Below are 21,442 nucleotides of genomic sequence, written 5' to 3'. Positions count from 1 at the left end.
TTTCTGGTCGCCGATCTGAAGCATGGTTCCCCCGATTCCCGGCGGACTCCCCGGCCGCCGTGTCCGGCCCACCCATCTGGAGGCGGGACCGCACTTACGTTCCCACGGGAAGGGCTTGGAAGGCACCATTCCCCCAATAATGTGACATATGTGCCCAGGTGGGGTCTGCAGTGTCTAACGGGTGCACAGCTCATACGTCGACGCCTTGCTCCAGACTCGCTGCTCCTGCAGCACCGTGGCCAGGCACTCTGTAAGGGGGCGCCGGTGGCGGGTCCGGTGGGTGCGGCATGATGGAGGTGACCCCAACTGGTGCGCCCAGCTGTGGAGATGACGGTCTCTTCGGTCGGTGAGGATGCGCGTATGGCTTCGTTCCGGATACGGCGGGCCCTGCCGGTCTTGTTCACCCTGGTGTCTTTCGGTGTGGTGCCGGGCGCCGGGGTTGCCGTCGCGGACGCGTCCCCCGGGGCGGTGAGGCTGCCGGTGGTTCCGGGACGTCTCGCGGACGGGGCCGCTTGTACGGCGGGTTCCTCCGAGGTTGTGACCGCCGCCCCTTGGGAGCAGCGGAGTCTGCAGCTGACCCGGGTCCGGTCGGCCGGGACCGGGGCCGGGGTGACCGTCGCCGTCGTCGACACCGGGGTCTCGGCGGCGGCGCCCGCGCTCGCCGGGCGGGTCACCGTGTCCGGCGGCGCCGGTGCGGACTGTGTGGGGCACGGCACCTTCGTCGCCGGGCTGGTGGCCGCCGCTCCCGTCGCCGGGGTGAGCTTTGCCGGGGTGGCGCCGGGGGTGCGGATACTCGCCGTACGCGGTACCGACGGGCGGGGCGCGGCCACGGTCGCCACGGTCGCCCGGGGCATCCGGGCGGCGGTGGACGGCGGTGCCGGGGTCGTCGTCGTGTCGCCCGCCCTGACGGAGGACTCGGCGGGGCTGCGCGCGGCCGTCGGGTACGCCGCCCGGCACGACACGCTGATCGTCGCCGCCGCCGTCCCCGACGGCAGCCGGGCGGCGAGCAGAGCCTCGCACCGCTCGGGTCCGCCCGCGTCCAACAGCGCCTGCGCGACGGCGCATCCTGCGGTCGACACCCACCACGCGGCGAAGCGCGGGGACTCGGGCGGCTCGGTCAGGACGCAGTCCAGCAGGGTCCGCACGGCGGCGGGCCCGGACTGTCTCAGCAGCGGGAGCACACCGACCGCCCGGCTGAGCGCGGGCAGCCGGGCGCCGACCGGTGAGGCGGGTACCCGCGCCTCCTCGGCGTCCGTGACCGCCCCGGCCAGATCACCGGTCCTGACCCGGACGGCCGAACGGATCACGTACAGCTGGGGGATGACGTGACGGCGGCCGTGCAGCCGGGCGACCCGCAGCCCGCGGTCGAGGTGGCGCAGGGCCTGCTCGTGGCGGCCCACCGTCGACTCGCCCAGGACAGCGGAGCCAGGACGTCGAGGTTGTCGCGCATCTCCGCGTCGGTGAGCGCGTCGGTCAGCTGCGCGGCTCGCTGCAACAGGCGGTCGGCGCAAGGGTATTTGCGCTGGTGGAGTTCGCCGGGCGAGCGCAGGGCGAAGGCCGCGGCCGGCAACCCCCTTTGGGTGAGGAGGCCGGTCGCCTCCAGCGCCCACTCCGCGTGTTTCGCCGCCGCGCGTCCGTAGCCCTCCAGCAGCTCGGTGGCGGAGAGTTCGACCAACCAGCTCGGCTCGGGCGGTGCCGTCCGGACCGGGTGCGCGGGACGGCCGGGCGAGTTCGCTCACCACCAGGGCCCGCGCCTCGGGGGAGCCGGCCGGGATTGCGTTCCACTGTCACCAGCAGGCGCAGCGCCGGAGTCTGCAACTGCCCTTCGGAGGGCAGGAGTTCGTGCAACAGCGCCCGGCCTCCCTCAGGCGCCCCGACCGCCGGCAGGCACGTGCCAGGGCCAGCCGCGTCTCCCACCAGGGCGTGCCCGCCACTGCCCCGCCGGCGGGCTTCGGTACGGCCCGCAGTGCCGCGCGCAACCAGGTGACCGCCGTGTCCGGGCTGTCGTCCATCACCGCCAGCGCCGCCGACACGAGGACCGCTGCCCCTTCCGTGTCCCCGTGGCGCAGCGCGATCCGGAGGTGCGGGGCGCACACGACATCCGGTGCGCCGCGTGAGCGCAAGTGGTCGGCGGCCCGCCGATGCGCGCCGATGCGCCGTGCGGGGCCGCCGAGCCGCGGGGCGTGAGCCCGCACCGGCTGTCCGAGGGCGCGGTTCCCGGAGTCCGGCAGCTCGCCGGGCGGACAGCCGAGCGCCGCGACGAGCCGCCGGTGGGCGGGTGGGTGGAGCAGGACGTGCCGCTGAACGGTGAGGGACTGCTCGTCGACCCGGTGGACGCCGTCCAGGAGGAGGAGTACGACCCCGCCGGGACCGGTGCTGCCCGCCGGCAGCTCCCCGGTCCGCTGCCGGACGACGGTGCCCGCCTCGTCCTCCACCCCCTCGGCCGGGTCCGCGCGTCCGACGGCGTCACCGTCGAGGAGACCGAGCCAGAGCCCGAACGGTGCGTCGGAGCTGTGGGGTCGGTCGCGAACCCACGTCGTGACGGGAATGCCCGCCAGGCGTGCCGTCACGCCGAGTTCCTCAAGGATCCTGCGTCGGTCGGACCCTGCGCTCATGGCGGGGCTCACTCCGGTCTCGTTTCCCGTCACGACGTGGGTTCGCGGGACCGGCGGCCGGGGAGACGGGCAGCGGGGTCGTAACGGGTTCCATAAGTTGACTGTACAGCCATTCAATGAACAGTCAATCACAATGACGGACCGTCATATCTGCTGTGGGAAAGCCCAGTTGGCGCAGACGGCGAACGGAACGCGACGGGGCGAGGGTGAGGGGGAATCCGCAGCCCGCCCTCGCCGCGGGTGTGCCGAGCGCGGGGCGGAGCGCTTCTTGTCGGGGTCGGTGGGGCCGCCTATCCTCTGTGCCAACGCGTCGAGGGAGACGAGTAACCGCGGAGTCGCATGAGTGGGAGAGAGCCGCCGGTAGCTGGGAAGGCGGCCTCATGTCCGAGGTGAAGACCCTCCTGAGTGCGGGGAGGAACGGCGTCGTGCGGCGCCCAATGCCCCGCCGGCCGGCTCCCGTCACAGAGCCCATCGAGGTCGCGGCCGGGGTATCGGCCCGCGACGAAGGCGTGGTGGCACCGCGAGCACCCTCTCGCCCACGCTCCCAAGGGATTCGCCGTCCCCGCCGGAGGCCTGGTTTCATGCGTCGTCCGAGAACGTCAGTCCCGTCCTCGCCCTTGCCGGTGAGGCGGACGCCGTCCGTCCCGTCGCGCGAGGTGTCCTGCCCCCGGCGGCACCTCGACGGGCTCACCCGGTGAGCGCCGACGGGATCTACGGGGTGGGCCCGGTCGCCGCACACGGTGTCGATGTCTCCGTCGTCATCCCCACCTACAACCGCGCCCGGGAACTCGAGGGCACCCTCAGGACCCTGGCCGCACAGGATCTGAGGACCGACCGGTACGAGGTGATCGTCGCCGACGACGGCTCGCACGACGACACCCGCGCCGTCGCGGAGACCGACTGGCCGATGCCGGTGCGGTACGTCCGCCAGGACGACCGCGGATTCCGTGCCGGGCAGGCCCGCAACCTGGGCGCCGCGCAGGCCGAAGGCGACGTACTGGTCTTCTTCGACAGCGGGATGCGGGCATCGCACACCATGCTGTCGGGCCATCTCGCCGTCCACCGGGCCGCCGGGAACCCGGTGGTGCTCGGCTACATGTACGGCTACAGCAACGACCCGGCGGAGCGCCTGCGTTCCGACGAGCTCGAAGCCGACGTGGACGAGATCATCGCGTGGTGCGGCGCCGGGGACCGCTGTCTGGACGCCCGCCACGACAACTACCGTGCGCTGGACGGCGATCTCGGCCGGTCGACCGTGCCGTGGGTCTACTGCTGGTCGGGCAACCTGTCGGTGCCGGCCGCGGACTTCCGGGCCGTGGGCGGCTTCGACGAGGACTTCGTCGGCTGGAGCGGCGAGGACGTGGAGTTGGGGATCCGGTTGCACCGCAGAGGTCTGCCGTTCGTCGTCGGCCGGGAGGCCGCCGCGGTGGAGATCCCCCACGAGCGCGATCTGGACGCCCTGTTGCCGAGCTACCGCGAGCACGCGATTCTCACCCTGCGCAAACACCCCGATCCGTGGGTCGAGTTGTCCACGATGTTCTGGGCGCACGAACTGGACGACAAGGTGTGGCAGCTCCAACCGGCGCTGCGGGAAAGGCGTCTTGTCGCCGGGCGGATCCCGACAGGGCGGGCGGTGACCCTGGCCCCGGCGGACGGCCGGGTGGTGGTCTTCGGGGCCGATGCCCTCGCGGCGGCCCCTGGTGCCGCCCTGTGCGTCGAACCCGCGGCGGAACTCCTCAAGGCGGCGGCCGGTCCCGGAGCCGCACCCGGCACCGTGCTGCCGCAGTTCGGATTCCGGACGCTGCGCGCGGAGCGTGAGTTCGACACCGCGCTTCTGGCGCCGACCCTGCGGTCGTATCCCGCCTGGGCGGTGGAACTGCTCACCGCCGAGGCGGAACGCATCGCGTCACGGACCCGGTGGGCCGGCTGAGGACCGTCGCGGGGAAGGCCGTCCGCTGCCGACGCGCCTCACACCAGCAGCCTGCGCCGCAGTGACCGCAGCGCCAGCGGTGTCAGTACGGCGGCCAGGGCGAGCAGGTATCCGAGGTGGACCAGCACTCCCGAGACCTGGCCCCGCGCGACCAGCTCCCGGCTGAGGGCCACGCCGTGCTGGAGCGGCGAGACCTCCGCGACGGCACGCAACGGCAGCGGCAGTCGGGAGACGGGGAAGAAGACCCCGCTGAGCATGGTCAGCGGGGTCAGCACCAGCGTGTAGAAGTACGAGTAGGCGTTGATCGCGGTGACCGAGCTGGTGAACAGCAGCCCCGCGCAGGCGAACACCAGGCCCAGCGGCAGCAGGCACGGTACGGCGAGCAGCGCCACGGCGGAAGTGACCTGCCCCGAAGCGGCGAGCACCCCGAGGAAGACCGCCGTGTAGACGGCGCACCGGGTCATCGCCCACAGGATCTCGCCCAGCGCGATGTCGGGCGGTTCGACCGGCGTGGTGACGGCGGCGTCGTAGCTGCGCGCGTGGCGCAGCCGGACGAACACGTTGTACGTCACCTCGAACACCGCGCCGTTCATCGCGGTGACGGCCAGCAGCCCGGGGGCGACGTAGAGCAGGTAGGACGAGCCCAGGGCCGCCTCGGGAATGTAGCTGCCCAGTCCGGCCCCGAGCGCCAGGAGCATGATCACCGGTTCGAAGAAGTTCGGCACGATGGTGGTCCGGTAGGACTTGCGGAACAGGACCAGATTCCGATGCCAGACATGGGCGGCCAGGGTGAGCGAGGCAGCCTGGTCGGTGCGGCGGGGCGAGCCGCGTCGGATGCGCGAGGGCCGTCCGGTGTCCCGGCTCCCGGCCGTGCCCTCGTGTGCGGTCGTGCCCTCGCCCGAGCCCGCCCCGTCCGCCAGACGGTCCGCGGCCCTCGCGTCCAACGCGTCCTCCAGCGTGCTGGGCCGGACGACGGCCGGTGAGCCGGAGTGCCCCGCGGGTCCGACGAGGCCGGCGGGCTCCCACGAGAAGGTGCGGACCCGGCGGCCTGTGCGCAGCCGCGTCCGGTCGGCGTTCCAGACCGGGGCGGGCACCGGAGTGCGGTCGGGGGCGTCGGACTCGGCGACATAGGGCGGGACGGTCGACGCCGTCAGTTCGGCGGGGTCGCCGGTCCACTCGACGCGGCCGGCCCGCAGCAGCGTGAGGCTGTCGCAGAGCCGGGAGACCTCCTCCAGGTAGTGGGTGGTGAACAGCAGGCTCATGCCGTCGGCGCAGCGGTCGTCGAGCAGATCCCACAGCAGGTGACGGCTCTCCGGGTCGAGGCCGGTGGTCGGTTCGTCGAGCAGCAGCAGACGGGGCCGGTTCATCAGCGCTCTGGCGATCAGCAGGCGGCGCTGCATGCCGCCGGACAGGGTGGCGGGCATGGCACGGGCCCTGTTCGTCAGGCCCATCGACTCGATCAGCTCGTCGGCCCGTTCGTCCGCCAGGGCACGACCGAGTCCGTGGTAGCGCCCGAAGGAGGTCATGTTCTCCCGGACGGTGATCTCGTTGTCGTAGGTCATGCCCTGCGGTACCACCCCGATGCGGGACTTGAGGGCACGCGGTGCGGCGAGGGCGTCGTGGCCCAGGACGCGCAAGGTGCCGCCGTGGGGTGCGAGGGTGGCGCAGACCATGCGCATCACGGTGGTCTTGCCCGCTCCGTTGGGGCCGATCAGAGCGTGTCTGCCGGCGAGGGGAACCTGAAGGGTGACGCCGTTGACCGCCCAGAGATCGCCGTGACGTCGGCGCAGGTCGACGGCGTCGACGGCCAGTTCGGCCGGGCTGGTCGAGGGGAGGGGGTCGTGTCCGGATTCCAGGAATTCCAGGGAGTCGTACACGGCCCGCATGCTAAAGGCTGTCCTCCGGCCCCACCATGCGCCGGCCCCCTCTGTCCACTAGTGGCCAGCGTCCCGACCGCTGTTTACAAGTCACTGACCCACAGCGTAGAAAAATTACCCCGCCCTCGGCCCGGGATCGTTGTCCGGGCGGCGTGTTCCGGATGGCGGCATCCGCTGCGACCTTTCTCCGAAAGGACCTCTGGCATGTCCGAAAACGCCGAGCCCGTGACCGAGCTGGCCGTCAGGACATTGACGGACGAGGAGAACGCGGACCTCCGCTCCCGGCTGAGCGGGGTCCGCGCGAACCCGTACACCGATTTCGACGCCTTCCTGGCGGAGGCACGCGCGGAGGTGGCCGCGCTGACCCCCGCCGTCCACGAGGCGCTCACGGAGATCGGCGCGGGACGGGGAGCGGGTGCCCTCCTGGTGCGCAACCTGCCGATCCCCGCGGACCTGCGGCCCACCCCCGACCGCTCCTTCCAGGAACTGGACGACATCGTGCCCATGGGCACCGAAGCGATGCTGGCTGTCGTCGCACAGACCCTCGGCGAGGCGTTCAGCTATCGGGAATGGGACGCCGGCGCGCTCGTGCACAACAAATACCCCCTTCGCGCGCACCGCGATGTGCAGTTCGGCTCCAACGCGGTGGAGTTCCTCCTGCACACGGAGACACCGTTCCGCGATGTCTCGCCCGATCACCTGGCGTTGCTGTGCCTGCGGGGCGACCCGACGGGCCGCGCCACCACCCTGGTCGCCGACCTGGCGAAGACCGTCGACGCGCTGGACGCCCCCCTGATCGCCCAGCTCTCCCGGCCCGCCTTCGCCTTCGAGACCGACAACCCGCTGGTCGTGCTGGCCGACGGGCGCGGAGTGACCGAGCCGCAGCCGGTGATCGGCAGCCGGGAAGGGCAGCGGGTGCTGGAGTTCGTCGGCGACCTGGTCGCGGTGGACGCCGAGTCGGCTGCGGCGCTGGCGGAGCTGACCGCTCGGATCAAGGCGGCGGCCGTACCGGTGCCACTCGCCTCCGGTGACCTGCTGGTGCTGGACAACCGGCGCATGGTGCACGGACGCAACGCCATCGACCCGCGCTACGACGGAACCGATCGCTGGCTGCAACGGATGCTCGTCACCTCAAGGCTGGTCCGCACGTCGCCGACCGCCGCGGAACGGCTGGTCTCGGACCGGCGGTACGCCAACTATCCGACCGAGTACCGGCAGGTGCTGTCGGGCACGCCCCGCTGACCACCCGGCCGCTCCCGTCCCACAGCCGTACCGACAGCTTCCTGACACACCGTCGGCAGGAGGAGACGCACCATGTGGAACGGCCACCAGGTCGTGGACACCGACAGTCACGTGATGGAACCGGGCACCCTCTGGGAGGCGTACGTCGACCCGCGGTTCCGGGCGACCTGCCTGCGGATCGAGCGCGACGCGCGGGACGGGGACAGACTGCTCATCGACGGCGCCCCCTCCCGGATGATCCGCCGCCTGGGCGGGATCGCCTACGCCGAGGGCGAGCCGATCCACGACTGGAACTCGCTGGCCAAGGACGACTACGCCTCCTACCGGGACTCCTGCGCGCCCGCCTCCTACGACGGCCCGGCCCGGCTGCGGTGGCTGGACGCCCACGGGATAGACGCCACCCTGCTGTTCCCCTCGCTGGGGCTGATCTGGCCGCGCGAGATCCCGCCCGCCTCCCCCTACGCGGTCGCTCACCTGAGGGCGTACAACCGATGGCTGCTCGACTTCTCCTCCGCCGATCCGGCCCGGCTGCTGCCGGTCGGGCAACTCGCCCTGTCACCAGACGCACCGGTCGGCGCGGAGGTCGACACCCTGGCGGCGGCGGGCTTCGGGCACGTGATGCTGCCCCACGGCATCGACCGGATCGGCGCGGATCTCGATCCCTTCTGGGCAGCGGCGCAGTCCCACGGCCTGGTGGTGCACGTCCACAAGGTCGCGGTACCGCACCTGCTGACCATCGAGCCGCCCACCCGGTTCGCCTCGCCGCTGGCCGGCACCTTCTTCAACCACGTCAACGAGCTGCTCCCCGGCCAGCTGTTCCTCGCGGGTCTGCTCGACGCCCGGGTGCCGGACCGCTACCCGCGGCTGCGCGTCGCCTTCCACGAGTGCAACGTGGGCTGGCTGCCCTCCTGGCTGGACCGGGCCGAGGAGTCGTACGAGACCCTGGCGGACGGAGACCGCCCGCGTCCTGACCGGGCACCGTCCGCGTACTTCACCGACCAGGACACCTTCTTCTTCTCCACCGGTCTGGGCGAGCGCATCGAGCGACTGCCCGAGGAACTGCACGGCCGGGTCCTGATGGCGACGGACTTTCCGCACCCCGGCACCCCGGTGGACCCCGAGGACGCATGGCGGGAGCGCATCGCCCGGCTGCCGGCGAGCTACGGCGCCGCCGTGCTCGGCGAGAACGCCCTGCGCATGCTCAAGGGCCAGTAGGCCCCGGGGCGCGCGGTTCGGGTTCGTGACATCTCTGGAGGGAAATCATGAAGCACACGAGCCAGGTGGAGCGTTCACCACTGGAACTCGCCAACGCCTCGAAGGTACGGCTGGAGGAGGTCTTCCGGCTCGGTGCCCTGCGGGACGGAGTGCAGCTGTCCACCACGGACATCAGGCTGCCCATCCTGGGGCAGGTCGTACCACGGATCGAGATCGTCGTCTCGGGACCGGACTTCCTGAAGAAGGTCACCGTCCGCGTCAACCAGGAGTCGCCCTTCGTCTTCTCCGGCGAGACCCTTACCGCGATGATCAACGGTGACGAAGTCTCCGTGGACTGCGCGCAGTTCGTGGACGAGGGCCGGGCACCGACCGGCATGTACAACTTCGGTCTCCTGCGGGAGAACGGCACCCGCAGTTTCGTCTTCGACTACCACACCTACTGCGCCTATTCCTGCGACTTCTGCTTCAAGGAAAGCGAATGGGAGGTGCTGTCGGTCCAGCAGGCCAACACCGGCAACTACAAGGCCAATTACCAGGAATGCCTCGACTACGTCGGCGAGCACGCGGAGGAGTTCCGGACGCGGTACGACATCGTCTGGCTGTGCACCGGCAGCATCCTCAACGAGCAGGTGGAGCTGGACCGGCACTGTGGGATGGCCGCCCGTCTGCGCGACCAGGGCTACACCGAGGGGATCTACGTCTCCCAGGTGATACCCCCAAGCCTCGCCAAGGACCGCGGCAGACGGCTGGCCTATCTGCGCAGGCTCCGCGACGCGGGTGTCTCCCGCTTCAACAGCGGGATCGAGATCGTGAACGCCGACTACCGGGCGAAGTACATCCACGGCTACAAGGGCACCCTGGACTTCGACGACTACGTGGCCGTGTTCGCCGACGCCGTCGAGGTCTTCGGCGCCCACAACGTGGGCAGTTGCCTGCTCGCGGGCATCGAGCCGTCCGCGGAGACGTTACGCGGGCTGGAGACCATCGCCGAGTTGGGCGTCGTGCCCTCGCCCACGGTGTTCACCGCGTTCGTGACCAAGCAGCACAGGATTCCCTTCCAGTACGACCTGGACGAACTGATCGACGTGCACGTCGCCTTCAACAAGATCATCGAACGGTACGAACTGCCGGTGTTCTCAGGGGTCTTCAGCCTTGCGTGACGCCCCGACGCCGCCGCTGCCCGCGGTCCGCCTGACCGCGCGCGCCGCCGACACGCTGATGGAATGGTCCACCGGGCAGCGGACGCGGCCCTACGGCACACCGGACGGCCCGTCCCGGCCGCCCGCCGAGGCGCCCCTGCCGGACGAGGTCGCCCAGGCCGTGACACGGTTCGGCGCACAACTCGGCGCGGCCGGCGCGCTGTTGGTGTCCGGACTGCCCGTCCCCGCCGACCTGCCGGCCACACCCGACCGCCCGTACCCCCTGATCCGGCGGAGCGTGGGCACCGAACCGCTGCTCCAGGCGGTCGCCGACCCGGTCGGAGAGATCTTCGGATACGCCGACTGGCACGACGGCGACCGGGTGCAGAACCTCTACCCGCTGCCCGAACAGGCCCGCGGACAGAACGCCAGCAACTCCGTGCGCCTGGAGATGCACACGGAGACCGCCTTCCGGCCCGACACGCCGGACGCGCTGGCCCTCTACTGCCTGCGCGGCGACCCGCGCGCCCAGACCGTGCTGTGCGACCTCGCGCGGGTGTGCGCGGGCCTGCCCGCGGCCCAGGCGGAGGCGCTGGCCGAACCCGCCTACGGCTTCGCCCTGCCCGACGGCACACTGACCGCGCCGCTGCCGGTGATCGGCCGCTGGCGGGACCGTCCCCGCTACCACTACGCCGACGCCCTCGTCCCGCACGACGCCGCCCACGCCGGCCCGCTGGAGGCCCTGCGCACCGCCGTCCGGGAGACGGCGACGCGGATCGTGCTGCGGGCAGGCGATCTGCTGCTGCTGGACAACGTCCACATGGTGCACGGCCGTACCGCCTACCGGCCGCGCTACGACGGCACCGACCGCTGGCTCCAGCGGTGCCTGGTCCACGCGCCCGCGACCGCCGGCCCGCTGGGATGACGACGCCCGCACCCGCCACGGCCCCGCCGCTGCGGATCGGCGCGGCCTGCACCGGCTGGATCGGCGGATGGGCGCTCCACGGCCCGGTGACGGCCGGCGCCCGCGCGACGGTGACGTTCGTCGCCTCCCGGGACCGCGACCGGGCCCGCCGGCACGCCGAGGCCAACAGTGTTCCAGCGTACGGGAGTTGGCCGGAACTGCTGATGTGTTCCGACGTGGACGCCGTCTACCTGGCCACGCCCAACTCCGACCACCTCACCAAAGCACGCCAGGCGGTCCTGGCAGGCAAGCACGTGCTGTGCGAGAAACCGCTGAGCTGCGACGCGAGCGCGGTCGAGGAACTGCTGGCCCTGGCCGCACGACGCGGGGTGCTCGTCCAGGAGGCCTACCACTACCGGGATCATCCGGCGGTGGCCCGGGTGCTCGCCGCGCTCCGGGCCGGGGCGATCGGGCGGGTCCGGCGGATCACCGTCGACTACGGCTGGCTGCTGGACCGCCCCTGCGACGTACGGCTGCGCCCCGAACTCGACGGCGGCGCCTTCCTGGACGTGGGCTGCTACGGAGTCGACCTCCTGCACAGCCTGGTGCCGGGAACCTGGAGCGTGCTCGACGTGCAAGCGGTACGCGGACCGACCGGAGTCGATCTGGAGAGCCGGGCCCGACTGGCCCTCCGCAGCCCTCATCCGGTGCGTGCGGAGGTCCGTGCCGCTCTGCGCGCCCCGGCCACCGTCTGCGAGGCCCACATCGAGGGCACCGAGGGCGCCGTACGTCTCCTCTCACCGTTCGCCCCCGTACCGCCGCCGGGAGCCGGCACGGCGGGCCTTGGGTTCCGGGCCGAATGGGAGCACTCCGCAGGCGCCCCGATCGAGCCGGTCCCGATCAGGGCGGCCACCTCCTACCACCATCAGCTCGACGCCTTCGCCGCCCGTGTCGCCTCCCGTGCACCGGCCGAGACGGCCGCGCTCGTATCCCGGGCCAGGGTGCTCGCGGAGGTCCGCAACCGAATGGAGAAGAACCGATGAGCAACGTCTGCGACGTGGGCGTCGATCCCCGCCGCTGGTATCCGGCCTGCCGCAGCGCGGAACTGCCGTCCCGAGCCACCAGGGAGGTTGTCTTCCTCGGCCGTTCCTTCATGGTCTACCGGGACACCGAGGGCACGGCACACTGCCTGGACAACGCCTGCGCACACCGCCGGGTCGCTCTTCATGAGGGAGAGGTCTCGGGCTGCCGCGTGGTGTGCCCCTACCACGGCTGGGAGTACGACCCGGACGGCACCGTGGCACGCGTCCCCACGCTGGAGCCAGGCAGGCCGCTGCCCCGGCTGGGCGTGCGCGGCTTTCCCGTCGTCGAGCGCGGCGGCTTCGTCTGGTTCCTGCCGGAGCCGGTGACACCAATGCCGCCCGAACCGCCGGACACCACCGAGTGGGACGCAGACGCCTGGTTCTCCTTCCGGCAGGACCGGGTCTTCCCCAACCACTACGGCATCGGCCTGGTCAACGGCATGGACTACACGCACTTCCATCTGCACCGCAAATACCAGCCGTGGTCGGACCTCGTGCTGGACGAACTGGTCACGGGCCCGGACAGCGTCCTCGGCCGCTACCGCATCACCAGCGGCCGAGGACGCTCCGAACGGGTGCTGCGACTGCTCCTGGGCTCCGGCAGGACGGCGGCCACCGTCACCAACCCGCTGGAAGTGCACTACGACTACCCGCACCACCACGCCCACCTGGGCGACGGCCTGGTGGTCTGGGTGTTCTTCCGGCCCGAGGCCCGCGACCGCGTCGCCGTCTACATCACCCTCTACCTCAAGGCCCGGCCCGCGACCCGCCGCCTCCGGCAGTTGTTCGAACCGTTCTTCCGCAAGCTGGTGCTGGCGCGGATCCAGGAACAGGACGCATGGATAGGCGAGTTGGAGCAGGTGGCCTGGGAGACCCGGCCCGACGAGCCGCGCAGCGAGCTGAACCCGGTGGCCTCCGCTGCCGAGCGGCTGCTGCGGTCCCGCTGGCGCGACTACGTCACGGAGGTCTCCCCGCCCGCCGACCGCTGGCCCGCCGCCCTCCTCGACGTGCCTCCCGCCACGCCCTCTCGCGCGCCCGCCCCCGCCCCCGCCGACCCGTACGGCACCTCCATGACCAGCGCCCCGGCCGCGTCGTGACCGGACGCCCCGCGGTCACCCCGCTGTCCGCCGACACCGGGACCGGCCCTGCCGCCCGCGCGACCGTCGTCCGGGTCGAGAACGTGTCCAAGACCTTCGGCGCGGGCGCCGGAGCGGTGCACGCGCTGCGCGAAATCGGCCTCGACATCGGGGAGAAGGAGTTCGTGGCGGTCCTCGGCCCCTCCGGCTGCGGCAAGTCCACACTGCTGCGCATGATGGCCGGCCTCGAACAGCCCACCACGGGCCGGGTCACCTGCTGGGACGACGACCCGCGGGAACTGGCGGCACGGCACGCGCTGGGCGTGGCGTTCCAGGACCCGACGCTGCTGCCCTGGGCGTCGCTGCGGGCCAATGTGGAGTTCGTCTACAAGGTGTGCGGGCAGCGGACCGACCGGGACCGGGTGACCGAGGTCCTGGAGATGGTGGGGCTGGCCGAACTCGCCCATCTGCGGCCCCACCAGGCGTCCGGCGGCATGCGCCAGCGCACCTCGCTGGCCAGGGCTCTGGTGATGCGGCCCCGACTGCTGCTGCTCGACGAGCCGTTCGGCGCCCTGGACGCCGTCACCCGGCACCGGCTCAACGACGAGCTGGAGGCCGTGTGGTCCCGTACCCACGTCACATCCGTCCTGGTCACCCACTCCGCGGAGGAAGCCGTCCGGCTGGCCGACCGGGTACTGGTGATGTCCGACCGGCCCTCGATGATCGTGCAGGAACTGGCCGTACCGCTGGAACGGCCGAGGCCGCCGGCCTCGGACCCGGTGATGCGCGAACTGATCCAGCACTGCCTGGGGGCGCTGCATGTCTGAATCCGGACGGCGACTCGCGCGGTGGTGCGCGGGCGCTCTCCTCGTCATGACGATCGCCCTGTGGCAGTGGGGTGGCACAGCGCACGCCCTGCGGCCGTCCACGGTCGCAGGTACGTTGCGCGCGGACCGGACCCTGCTGACCGAGGCGACGCTCGCGACACTGCGGTCCACCGGGCTCGGCCTGCTGGCGGGCTGCGCGATCGGAGTCGCCGCGGCCTGGGCCGCCTATCTGCTGCCGCCCGTCAGAGCACTGGTCAACCGCACGCTGCTGGTGGGCTACGTCCTGCCCCTGGTCGGCGTGGGGCCGCTGCTGGCGCTGGTGCTGGACCGCAACATCGTGCCGGTGGTGAGCGCCACCGTCGGCGTGACCTTCCCCGTCTTCGCCACCACCCACTCCGGACTCCTGCGCGAACCCGTCTCCTTCAAGGCACTGCTGGCCGTCCACGGCGCCCGCCGCACGCGCCGGCTGCGGCTGGTGACCCTGCCCTACAGCGTGCCCTTCGTCCTCGACGCGACCCGCCTCGCCGTGCCGACCGCGTTGCTCGGGGCGCTGATAGGGGAGTGGTTCGGCGCGGACAAGGGACTGGGCGTACTGCTGGCCTCGGGCATGCGCGACAGCCAGGACGATCTGGTGATGGCGGACACCGTGCTGGTGGTGGCCGTCTCACTGGCCGGGTACGGGCTGGTGTCGCACCTGGCCCGTGCGGTCGACCGGCGCCGCGGGCTGACCGGGGGCCCGGCATGAACCGGGCGTGGGCGCGATCGCTGCTGGGCTGGGCGCTGGCGGCGACGGCCGTGGGCGCCCTGTGGGTGGGGCTGTCCGCGGATTCCGGGGTTCCCGCGCTGCTGCTGCCCGCCCCGCACCGCGTGCTCGACTCCTTCCTGGACGACGTGCTCACCCCGTGGCACGCCCTGCCCGTCACCCTGGTCCGTGCCTCCGTCGGCACGGCCGTGGGCCTGCTGCTCGGTACGTCGCTCGCCCTGGTCGCCTACATGTTCCCCGCGCTGGAGCACCTGACGCGGACCTTCGGCATGGTGATGCGCTGTGTGCCGATCATCGCGCTCGCCCCGACCATCACGGTCATCGTCGGCTTCGGCTGGACGGCTGCTGTGATCACCACCGTGGTGATGAGCTTCTTCCCGGCCTTCGCCTTGGTGACCGGCGCCCTCCACCGGATACCCGTCGGTTTCGCCCATCTGACGGCCGCGGCGGGAGGGCGCCGCTGGCGGGCGCTGTGGCACGTCGGGGTGCCGATGGCGCTCCCGGAGTTCGTCCTCGCCGCACGGCTCACCTCCTGCATGGCCGTACTGGCCTGCATGACCGCCGAGTACCTGACGGCCAATGACGGGCTGGGCGCGTCCCTCGCCCATGCCCAGGCGTTGATGGCCACACAGACCGTCTGGGCGATCCTGCTCACCTCCACGGTGTTCTCCCTGCTCGCCTGGACGGTCGGCGAGCACGTCGACCGCCGGGTCCGGGACCACCTGTCCCTGGACCGGGCGTGACCGCCGCTCCGGCCCCTCCCTGCCGCTTGTGCATCCCTCCGGGCACGACACACGGAAAGACGAGGACGACATGAACGGGCACCACACAGCACGGCCGCTCTCGCGGCGCACCCTGCTCGGCGCGGTGTCGGGACTCGGCGCGGCCGGACTGCTGTCGGCGTGCGGCGGCGTCGCGGCGGGCAGCAGCGGCGGTGGCAGCGTGCGGACGCAGCTGTCGTGGCTCAAGGACGTGACGTTCGCGGGCCACTACATCGCCGACCACGAAGGCTACTTCAGGAGCGAACACATCAAGGGCGCCCTGGTGCCGGGCGGCCCGAGCGTCCCCGACACCGTCACCCCGGCGGTCGCGGGGGCCGCCGACGTGGCCCTCGCGGACTTCGCGGCCGTCATCGCGGCCCGCGCACAGGGCGCCGACCTGGTGGCGATCGGCGCGGTGCTCCAGACGTCGCCCGGCGGGTTCGTCAGCCTCGCCTCCAGACCGGTGCGCACCGCGAAGGACCTCGTGGGCAGCCGGATCGGGCTCTCCCCCGGCAGCGAGGTGCTGGTCGAGGCCATCCTGCGGCTGAACCGTCTGCCGGTGCGCTACACCCGCGTCCCGGTCGGCTCCGGCACCGCCGCGCTGACCAAGGGCCAGTGCGACGTCATGGCCTGCTACGTCACCTCCCAGCCGCTGGCCCTGAAAGCGGCGGGACACGACGTGGTGGCGGTGACCCAGAGCGACCTCGGCATGCCCGACTACGCTCTTGTCATGGCGGCCCGCCGGTCCGACATCGACAAGCGCCGCGACGACTACGTCGGCTACCTGCGTGCGGTGGCCCGCGGTTACCGGCGCAACCTCGACTCCCCCGCCCTGGGCACGAAGCTCACCCTGGAGGTCTACGGCAAGAGCCTCGGCCTCGACCCCGGCATCACCGCGGCGGAGAACCTGGCCCAGAACCACCTGGTGACCAACGCCTACACCGACGTGCACGGGCTGTGCGCAGTGGACCCGGAACAGTTGTCCGCCCACGTGTACCCCGGACTGCGGGCCCGCGGCACCAAGACCCTGCCGCCCGTCCCGGAACTGCTCGACGGCAGCCTCATCGCCGAGGCGCACGGATGAGCCGGACGGCGGGGCACCCGGCCCGCACCGCGTCCCGACCCCAACAGCCCCCCGCCGTACGGCTGAGCGCCACCGTGATGGCCCACCCCCGGCGGGCCGCCTCGGCCGGGCGACTGGCCCGACTGCTCGGCGGCGACGCGGAAGTGGTCTACGACCCGCTGCCGGACGGCCCGTCCAACGCCATGCGCACGGCGGTCGAGGCATGGTCACGCTGTCCGGCCGGCAGCACTCACCACATGGTGCTCCAGGACGACGTGGTACCGACCGCCGACTTCACCGCGCTGGCCGTGGCGGCGGCGGCCCGGCACCCGGACGCGGCCATCGCCCTGTACGCGAACTCCAACAGCTGGAACGGCGTGACCGCCCGGACGGCTCTGCTGGCCGGCTACCGCTGGGTGCCGACCGTGCCGTACGACTACTTCCCGACCCAAGTGGCGCTGATGCCCTGCGCGATGGCCCACGAGTTCGTCGCGTACGCCCGCCCGATCGTGCCCTTCGACGGCGCGGACGACGAGGCGCTGACCCGCTTCCTCGACGAGCGCGGACATCCCTCGGCACTACGGGTGCCGAACTTGGTCCAGCACGACGACCAGCCGAGCCTGACCGGCCTGGACCACCAGGGCATCCGGCGTTCGGTGGTGTTCATGGAGGCGGCGGGCTCCTCGCCCGGCACCGACGACGCCTGCTTCCACCTCCTTCCGGCGCTGCCGTTCTTCCGGCAGCGCCGGGCTCGGCTGCGCGTGCTGCTGAGCGGGCGCGGCCGGACGCAGGGGTACTGGACGGTCGGCCGCGGCGCCCAGCTGGACCTGCTGGGCATGGACCGGCGGCGCATCGCCGCGGTGGCCGACAGCGTGGTGGCACGGATGGGCGAGAGCGGCGGACTGCCTCAACGGCGTGCCGTGACAGCCGCGTTCGTCGCAGAGGTGTACCTGGGCGCGCTGGGCCTGGGCTGGGCGGCGGCCCGGCTGGCCCGCGACCACGGACGCCACATGGCGGTCCTGCCGTCCCCGGTCCACGACAGGGTGCTGGACTCCTACGTCGAGTCGGGTCTCGGCTTCGACGCGGACCTCACGGTGTGGCGCCCCCACCTCGGGCTGCTGCGGGAACTGGCCCTGAGAGGTGTCAACGAGTCGACGGGGGAGGGCGGATGACCGCTGGGGGCCTGTTCGCGTCCGCCGGACGATGGTGGACCCTGACACGTCTGCTGTACGGAGCCGGCCGGCCGCTCGCGGCGGGGGCGGTCGCTTTCAACGTGCTGCTCGGGCTGCTGCCGGTGGCGTTCGCGGTGAGCACGAGTGTGGTCCTGGGCGATCTGCCGACCGGGACCGCCGATCCGGCCGGCTGGTCGCGCCCGCTGGTCGTGGGCCTGGCCGGCGCGGTCGCCTCCTTCACGCTCCATCAGATCCTCACCCCCTTCCAGGCGGCCGTGGGCGAGACGGTGGCCCGCGCCGTGGACGGCCGGTGCGCCGAAGTCCTCATGACGACCGTCCTGGAACGGGCCCCGCTCGCCACCGCCGAGGCCGCCGAGGCCGACGGGCTCCTCGCGGACGCGCGGGACGGTCTCGCCCGCACCCCGCCGACCCCCGGCCACGCGGTGGCGGGCCTCCTCGCGCTGGTCGCCCGCTACAGCCAGCTGTCCGTCAGCGTGGCGCTGCTGTCTGCCGTACTGAATCCACCGGCCGGCCTGATCGCCGGGTGCACGGCGGTGGCCATCCGCTTCGGCCGCCGGGGCTCGTCGCGCGCCCTGGGCCTGGTGTGGACCCGACTCACCCCGCTGCGGCAGCGCGTCACCTATCTGCGCACGGCGGGCATCTCCCCGCGCTCCGCCAAGGAGTTCCGGATGCTGGGCATGTTCGACTGGTACCGCGAACGGCACCGCCGCGACTCCCGCGCCTACCTCGCCCCGCTGTGGGCGGGCCGACGGGCGGCGATGTTCTGGCCGTTCATCGGCTACACGGTCATCGGGCTGGCCGGGTTCGCCGTGGTACTCCACCAGCTCACCGTCTCGGCGGTGGACGGCGGGACGGACGTGCTGTCGTTCTCACTCGCGCTCCAGACCGCGCTGATGTGCTTCCGCTTCGGCACGCACTTCCCGGAGAGCGACGACCAGACACAGTTCGGACTCCAGGCCTACGACGCGCTGCGCGAGCTGGCGCGCAGAGCCGAGTGGGACCGGGCGGTGGAGACGCCCGCCCCGACCGCGGCGCGGCCTCGCGACACACCCCGCCCGGCCGTGCTGCCGGCACGCTCCGTGATCGCCTTCGAGGACGTCGAGTTCGCCTACCCCGGCCGGAACCGGCTGGTCCTCGACGGCCTGAACCTGGAGCTGCCGGCCGGGACCTCCACCGCGATCGTCGGCCTCAACGGCGCAGGGAAGACCACCCTGATCAAACTCCTCGCCCGGCTGTACGAGCCCACCGGCGGCCGGATCACCGTGGACGGTACCGATCTGCGCGACCTCTCCCCTCAGGAGTGGCAGCGCAGGCTGGCCGTCATCTTCCAGGACTTCGTCCGCTACGAGCTGTCCGCGCGGATGAACGTCGCGCTCGGCGCACCCGGTCTGCTCGCCGACGAACCGGCCCTGCTGGCGGCTGTCGAGCGGGCCGGGGCGGCGAACGCCGTGCGGGCACTGCCGTACGGGCTCGACACACCGCTGTCCCGTCAGTACGCCGAAGGGGTCGACCTCTCCGGCGGTCAGTGGCAGCGCCTCGCCCTGGCGCGGGCGTTCGGCGCGGTGGGCCAGGGCGCGTCGGTGCTGATCCTCGACGAGCCCACCGCCGAACTCGACGTCCGGGCCGAGGCCGCCTTCCACGACGAGTTCCTCGACCTGACCGCGGGCCTGACGACCGTGGTGATCTCGCACCGCTTCTCCACCGTCAGACAGGCCCACCGGATCGCCGTCATCGACGGCGGGCGGGTCGCCGAGTACGGCAGCCACACCGATCTGCTCGAAGGCGACGGCACCTACGCGAAGCTGTTCCGCCTCCAGTCCGACCGGTTTCGTCTCACCGACGGTGCGACGGGAGGCGAGCCGTGCGCGAACTGATCGCGACCGCGGGGGAGTTGCTGGCCCTGGCCCGCCGGGCGGACCGCGGCAAGCTGTGGCGGGCGGTGCTGCTGATGCTCACCGGTTACCTGGCCACGCCGTTCGCGGCCTATGGACTCGCCCGCTTCACCGACCTGGTCATCGCGGGCCGCCTCGGCGGAGCCCTGACCGTGATGGCGCTGGTGACGGTCGTCCTGGTCGGTGAACTGATGTGTGCCCACTTCGCCCACCTGTCCTACTTCGAGGTCGGTGAGAGCGTCGAGACGGAACTGCACGAGCGCCTGCTGCGTTCCGTCGGCGCCGAAGGGGATCTCGACGAACGCGAATCCGCCGGCTTCGCGGACCGGGTACAGCTGATCCGTGAGGAACTGTCCAAGAGCCGGTCGGCCCTGGAGTGCGTGCTGCAAGTCGCCTGCCTCCTCGCGCAGATGACGATCGCCGCGGTTCTGCTGGCCCTCGTCAGCCCGTATCTGCTGCTGTTGCCCCTGACCGCGCTGCCCTCGGTGGTCCTGGGCCGCAGGGCACAGGCCGTCATCGAGTCGGCCCGGGAAAGCACCGCCGAGAGCGCGCGCCGGGCCGACCACCTGCTGACCGTGGCGACCCGGCCCGCCGAGGCGAAGGAGGTCCGTGTCTGCGGCGGCGGAGCCGCGCTGGCCGCCGAGCGCCGCCGGTCCTGGTCCGAACTCGGCCGGGTGACGGGCCGGGCCCACTTCAGGGCCGCCGCGCTCCGCGCCTGCGGCCAGGCCTGCTTCGCGCTGTCCTGCGGCGCCGCCCTCGTCCTGGCCGTCGAACGCGCCCGGACAGGCCATGCCGGGGTGGGTGACGTGGTCCTGGTGATCTCGCTGGCGGGGCAGATCGGTATGCAGGTGGCGAGCGCGGTGCTGCTGGTCACCACCCTCCTGGGCACCGGACGGACCCTGCGGAGGCTGGAGGAGATCGAGGGGACGGGCGGAAGGGGTCCCGAGGACCGGAACGCGCCCGGGGGCGGGAGCGCGGACACCACCACGACGGCCGGTTCACGCGGGCGGGCGGCGGGGCCTTGGCCCGGCGCCACCCCACGCCGTCTGTACGACGGCCTGCGGCTGGAGGGTGTCACCTTCCGCTACCCCGGCCGGGAGGCGCCCGCGCTCGACGACCTGTGGCTGCACCTGCCGGCCGGCACGTCCGTGGCCGTTGTCGGCGAGAACGGCTCCGGCAAGAGCACGCTGGTCAAGCTGTTGTGCGGGCTGTACACCCCGACCGCCGGCCGCATCCTGGTCGACGGCGTCGACCTGCGGGACCTGCCGCCGCAGGAGTGGCGGGCCCGCACCGCCACGCTCTTCCAGGACTACACCCGCTTCGAACTGCTGCTGCGCGAGAACGTCGGACTCGGCGACATCCCGAGGATCGGCGACGACGCGGCTCTTCGCGCGGCGGTGCAGGAGGCGGACGGCGCGAACGTACTGACCGGGGTGCCGCACGGGCTGGACGGCCTGCTCGGGCGTGGCTACGGCCCTGGCACCGACCTGTCCGGAGGCCAGTGGCAGACCCTGGCACTGGCTCGGCAGTCGATGCGCCGCGACCCACTGCTGCTGGTGCTGGACGAACCCGCCTCCGCCCTGGACGCCGCCCGTGAGCACACGATCTTCGACCGCTTCAGCCGCAAGGCACGAAGCCGCAGTCAGGGCCCGGAGACCACCGGAGCGGTCACCCTGTTCGTGGCGCACAGGCTGTCCACGGTGCGGAGGGCGGACGTCATCGTCGTCCTGCGGGACGGGAAGGTGGCGGAGCAGGGCACGCACCGCACGCTGTGGGGCGCCGACACGCTGTACGCACAGCTGTACCGCATCCAACGCCGGCTCTACGCGTGACCGGGCAGACGGCGCCGACCGCGGCACGACT

The 21,442-nt window shown here is 72.2% G+C and carries 18 protein-coding genes; 15 read left to right on the top strand and 3 right to left on the bottom strand.

Going from position 1 to position 21,442, the window contains the following annotated elements:
* The first annotated feature begins 537 nt into the window (after positions 1-537).
* Positions 538-1,329, top strand: coding sequence for a S8 family serine peptidase (locus tag ACIPSE_RS44985; protein ID WP_401675553.1), 792 nt, complete (start codon positions 538-540; stop codon positions 1,327-1,329).
* On the opposite strand, the gene ACIPSE_RS44980 is transcribed toward ACIPSE_RS44985, so the two are convergent.
* Both ACIPSE_RS44980 and ACIPSE_RS44975 read right to left on the bottom strand, forming a co-directional pair.
* On the bottom strand, positions 1,304-1,675 hold the full coding sequence (locus ACIPSE_RS44980; protein WP_401675551.1) for a hypothetical protein: 372 nt from the start codon (positions 1,673-1,675) through the stop codon (positions 1,304-1,306). The genes ACIPSE_RS44985 and ACIPSE_RS44980 overlap by 26 nt on opposite strands.
* Before the next feature lie 112 nt (positions 1,676-1,787).
* Positions 1,788-2,615, bottom strand: a complete 828-nt coding sequence (locus ACIPSE_RS44975; protein ID WP_401675549.1) for a hypothetical protein — start codon at positions 2,613-2,615, stop codon at positions 1,788-1,790.
* A 694-nt stretch (positions 2,616-3,309) separates the two neighbouring features.
* Here ACIPSE_RS44975 and ACIPSE_RS44970 point away from each other — a divergent pair.
* Positions 3,310-4,545: a glycosyltransferase gene (locus tag ACIPSE_RS44970; RefSeq protein WP_401675547.1), complete on the top strand. Its 1,236-nt coding sequence runs from the start codon at positions 3,310-3,312 to the stop codon at positions 4,543-4,545.
* A 38-nt stretch (positions 4,546-4,583) separates the two neighbouring features.
* Here the strand turns inward: ACIPSE_RS44970 and ACIPSE_RS44965 are convergent, their stop codons facing one another.
* On the bottom strand, positions 4,584-6,422 hold the full coding sequence (locus ACIPSE_RS44965; protein WP_401675545.1) for an ABC transporter ATP-binding protein/permease: 1,839 nt from the start codon (positions 6,420-6,422) through the stop codon (positions 4,584-4,586).
* 204 nt (positions 6,423-6,626) lie between these two features.
* Between ACIPSE_RS44965 and ACIPSE_RS44960 the strand changes: the two genes are divergently transcribed.
* The 13 genes from ACIPSE_RS44960 to ACIPSE_RS44900 all read left to right on the top strand — a co-directional run bounded on the left by ACIPSE_RS44960 (position 6,627) and on the right by ACIPSE_RS44900 (position 21,411).
* Positions 6,627-7,664 (top strand): TauD/TfdA family dioxygenase, encoded by a 1,038-nt coding sequence (locus tag ACIPSE_RS44960; protein WP_401675543.1) that lies wholly within the window; start codon positions 6,627-6,629, stop codon positions 7,662-7,664.
* Positions 7,665-7,736: 72 nt separating this feature from the next.
* Positions 7,737-8,879 carry an amidohydrolase family protein gene (locus ACIPSE_RS44955; protein WP_401675541.1) on the top strand — a complete coding sequence of 381 codons (1,143 nt, stop codon included), beginning with the start codon at positions 7,737-7,739 and terminating at the stop codon, positions 8,877-8,879.
* 47 nt (positions 8,880-8,926) lie between these two features.
* Entirely contained in the window at positions 8,927-10,039 is a 1,113-nt protein-coding gene (locus ACIPSE_RS44950; RefSeq protein WP_401675539.1) for a hypothetical protein, read from the top strand.
* Positions 10,032-10,943: a TauD/TfdA family dioxygenase gene (locus ACIPSE_RS44945; RefSeq protein WP_401675537.1), complete on the top strand. Its 912-nt coding sequence runs from the start codon at positions 10,032-10,034 to the stop codon at positions 10,941-10,943. The genes ACIPSE_RS44950 and ACIPSE_RS44945 overlap by 8 nt, the downstream gene beginning before the upstream one ends.
* A complete protein-coding gene (locus tag ACIPSE_RS44940) occupies positions 10,940-11,965 on the top strand; it encodes a Gfo/Idh/MocA family protein (protein WP_401675535.1) in 1,026 nt (341 codons plus the stop codon). The genes ACIPSE_RS44945 and ACIPSE_RS44940 overlap by 4 nt, the downstream gene beginning before the upstream one ends.
* Positions 11,962-13,101 carry a Rieske 2Fe-2S domain-containing protein gene (locus tag ACIPSE_RS44935; protein WP_401675533.1) on the top strand — a complete coding sequence of 380 codons (1,140 nt, stop codon included), beginning with the start codon at positions 11,962-11,964 and terminating at the stop codon, positions 13,099-13,101. The genes ACIPSE_RS44940 and ACIPSE_RS44935 overlap by 4 nt, the downstream gene beginning before the upstream one ends.
* Entirely contained in the window at positions 13,098-13,907 is an 810-nt protein-coding gene (locus ACIPSE_RS44930) for an ABC transporter ATP-binding protein (RefSeq protein ID WP_401675531.1), read from the top strand. Before ACIPSE_RS44935 ends, ACIPSE_RS44930 begins: the two co-directional genes overlap by 4 nt.
* Positions 13,900-14,652: an ABC transporter permease gene (locus ACIPSE_RS44925; RefSeq protein ID WP_401675529.1), complete on the top strand. Its 753-nt coding sequence runs from the start codon at positions 13,900-13,902 to the stop codon at positions 14,650-14,652. Before ACIPSE_RS44930 ends, ACIPSE_RS44925 begins: the two co-directional genes overlap by 8 nt.
* On the top strand, positions 14,649-15,413 hold the full coding sequence (locus ACIPSE_RS44920; protein WP_401675527.1) for an ABC transporter permease: 765 nt from the start codon (positions 14,649-14,651) through the stop codon (positions 15,411-15,413). The genes ACIPSE_RS44925 and ACIPSE_RS44920 overlap by 4 nt, the downstream gene beginning before the upstream one ends.
* Positions 15,414-15,483: 70 nt before the next feature.
* On the top strand, positions 15,484-16,515 hold the full coding sequence (locus tag ACIPSE_RS44915) for an ABC transporter substrate-binding protein (protein WP_401675525.1): 1,032 nt from the start codon (positions 15,484-15,486) through the stop codon (positions 16,513-16,515).
* The gene (locus ACIPSE_RS44910) at positions 16,512-17,666 is read left to right on the top strand and encodes a hypothetical protein (RefSeq protein ID WP_401675523.1); all 1,155 of its coding nucleotides are present in this window, start codon (positions 16,512-16,514) and stop codon (positions 17,664-17,666) included. The genes ACIPSE_RS44915 and ACIPSE_RS44910 overlap by 4 nt, the downstream gene beginning before the upstream one ends.
* Complete coding sequence (locus ACIPSE_RS44905; protein WP_401675521.1) at positions 17,663-19,561, top strand: ABC transporter ATP-binding protein; 1,899 nt, start codon at positions 17,663-17,665, stop codon at positions 19,559-19,561. The genes ACIPSE_RS44910 and ACIPSE_RS44905 overlap by 4 nt, the downstream gene beginning before the upstream one ends.
* Positions 19,549-21,411 (top strand): ABC transporter ATP-binding protein, encoded by a 1,863-nt coding sequence (locus ACIPSE_RS44900; protein ID WP_401675519.1) that lies wholly within the window; start codon positions 19,549-19,551, stop codon positions 21,409-21,411. Before ACIPSE_RS44905 ends, ACIPSE_RS44900 begins: the two co-directional genes overlap by 13 nt.
* The last annotated feature ends 31 nt before the right edge of the window (positions 21,412-21,442 follow it).

It is taken from the genome of Streptomyces sp. NPDC090106 (assembly GCF_044747265.1).
Taxonomy (GTDB): domain Bacteria; phylum Actinomycetota; class Actinomycetes; order Streptomycetales; family Streptomycetaceae; genus Streptomyces.
Note: the sequence above shows the minus strand (reverse complement) of the source record. Positions and strands in the feature narration are given on the sequence as shown.

Coding starts and splice junctions, on each gene's coding strand:
- ACIPSE_RS44960 (WP_401675543.1), top strand. CDS start 6,627: ATGTCCGAAAACGCCGAGCCCGTGACCGAGCTGGCCGTCAGGACATTG.
- ACIPSE_RS44950 (WP_401675539.1), top strand. CDS start 8,927: ATGAAGCACACGAGCCAGGTGGAGCGTTCACCACTGGAACTCGCCAAC.
- ACIPSE_RS44925 (WP_401675529.1), top strand. CDS start 13,900: ATGTCTGAATCCGGACGGCGACTCGCGCGGTGGTGCGCGGGCGCTCTC.
- ACIPSE_RS44910 (WP_401675523.1), top strand. CDS start 16,512: ATGAGCCGGACGGCGGGGCACCCGGCCCGCACCGCGTCCCGACCCCAA.
- ACIPSE_RS44940 (WP_401675535.1), top strand. CDS start 10,940: ATGACGACGCCCGCACCCGCCACGGCCCCGCCGCTGCGGATCGGCGCG.
- ACIPSE_RS44975 (WP_401675549.1), bottom strand. CDS start 2,615: ATGAGCGCAGGGTCCGACCGACGCAGGATCCTTGAGGAACTCGGCGTG.
- ACIPSE_RS44905 (WP_401675521.1), top strand. CDS start 17,663: ATGACCGCTGGGGGCCTGTTCGCGTCCGCCGGACGATGGTGGACCCTG.
- ACIPSE_RS44955 (WP_401675541.1), top strand. CDS start 7,737: ATGTGGAACGGCCACCAGGTCGTGGACACCGACAGTCACGTGATGGAA.
- ACIPSE_RS44935 (WP_401675533.1), top strand. CDS start 11,962: ATGAGCAACGTCTGCGACGTGGGCGTCGATCCCCGCCGCTGGTATCCG.
- ACIPSE_RS44920 (WP_401675527.1), top strand. CDS start 14,649: ATGAACCGGGCGTGGGCGCGATCGCTGCTGGGCTGGGCGCTGGCGGCG.
- ACIPSE_RS44915 (WP_401675525.1), top strand. CDS start 15,484: ATGAACGGGCACCACACAGCACGGCCGCTCTCGCGGCGCACCCTGCTC.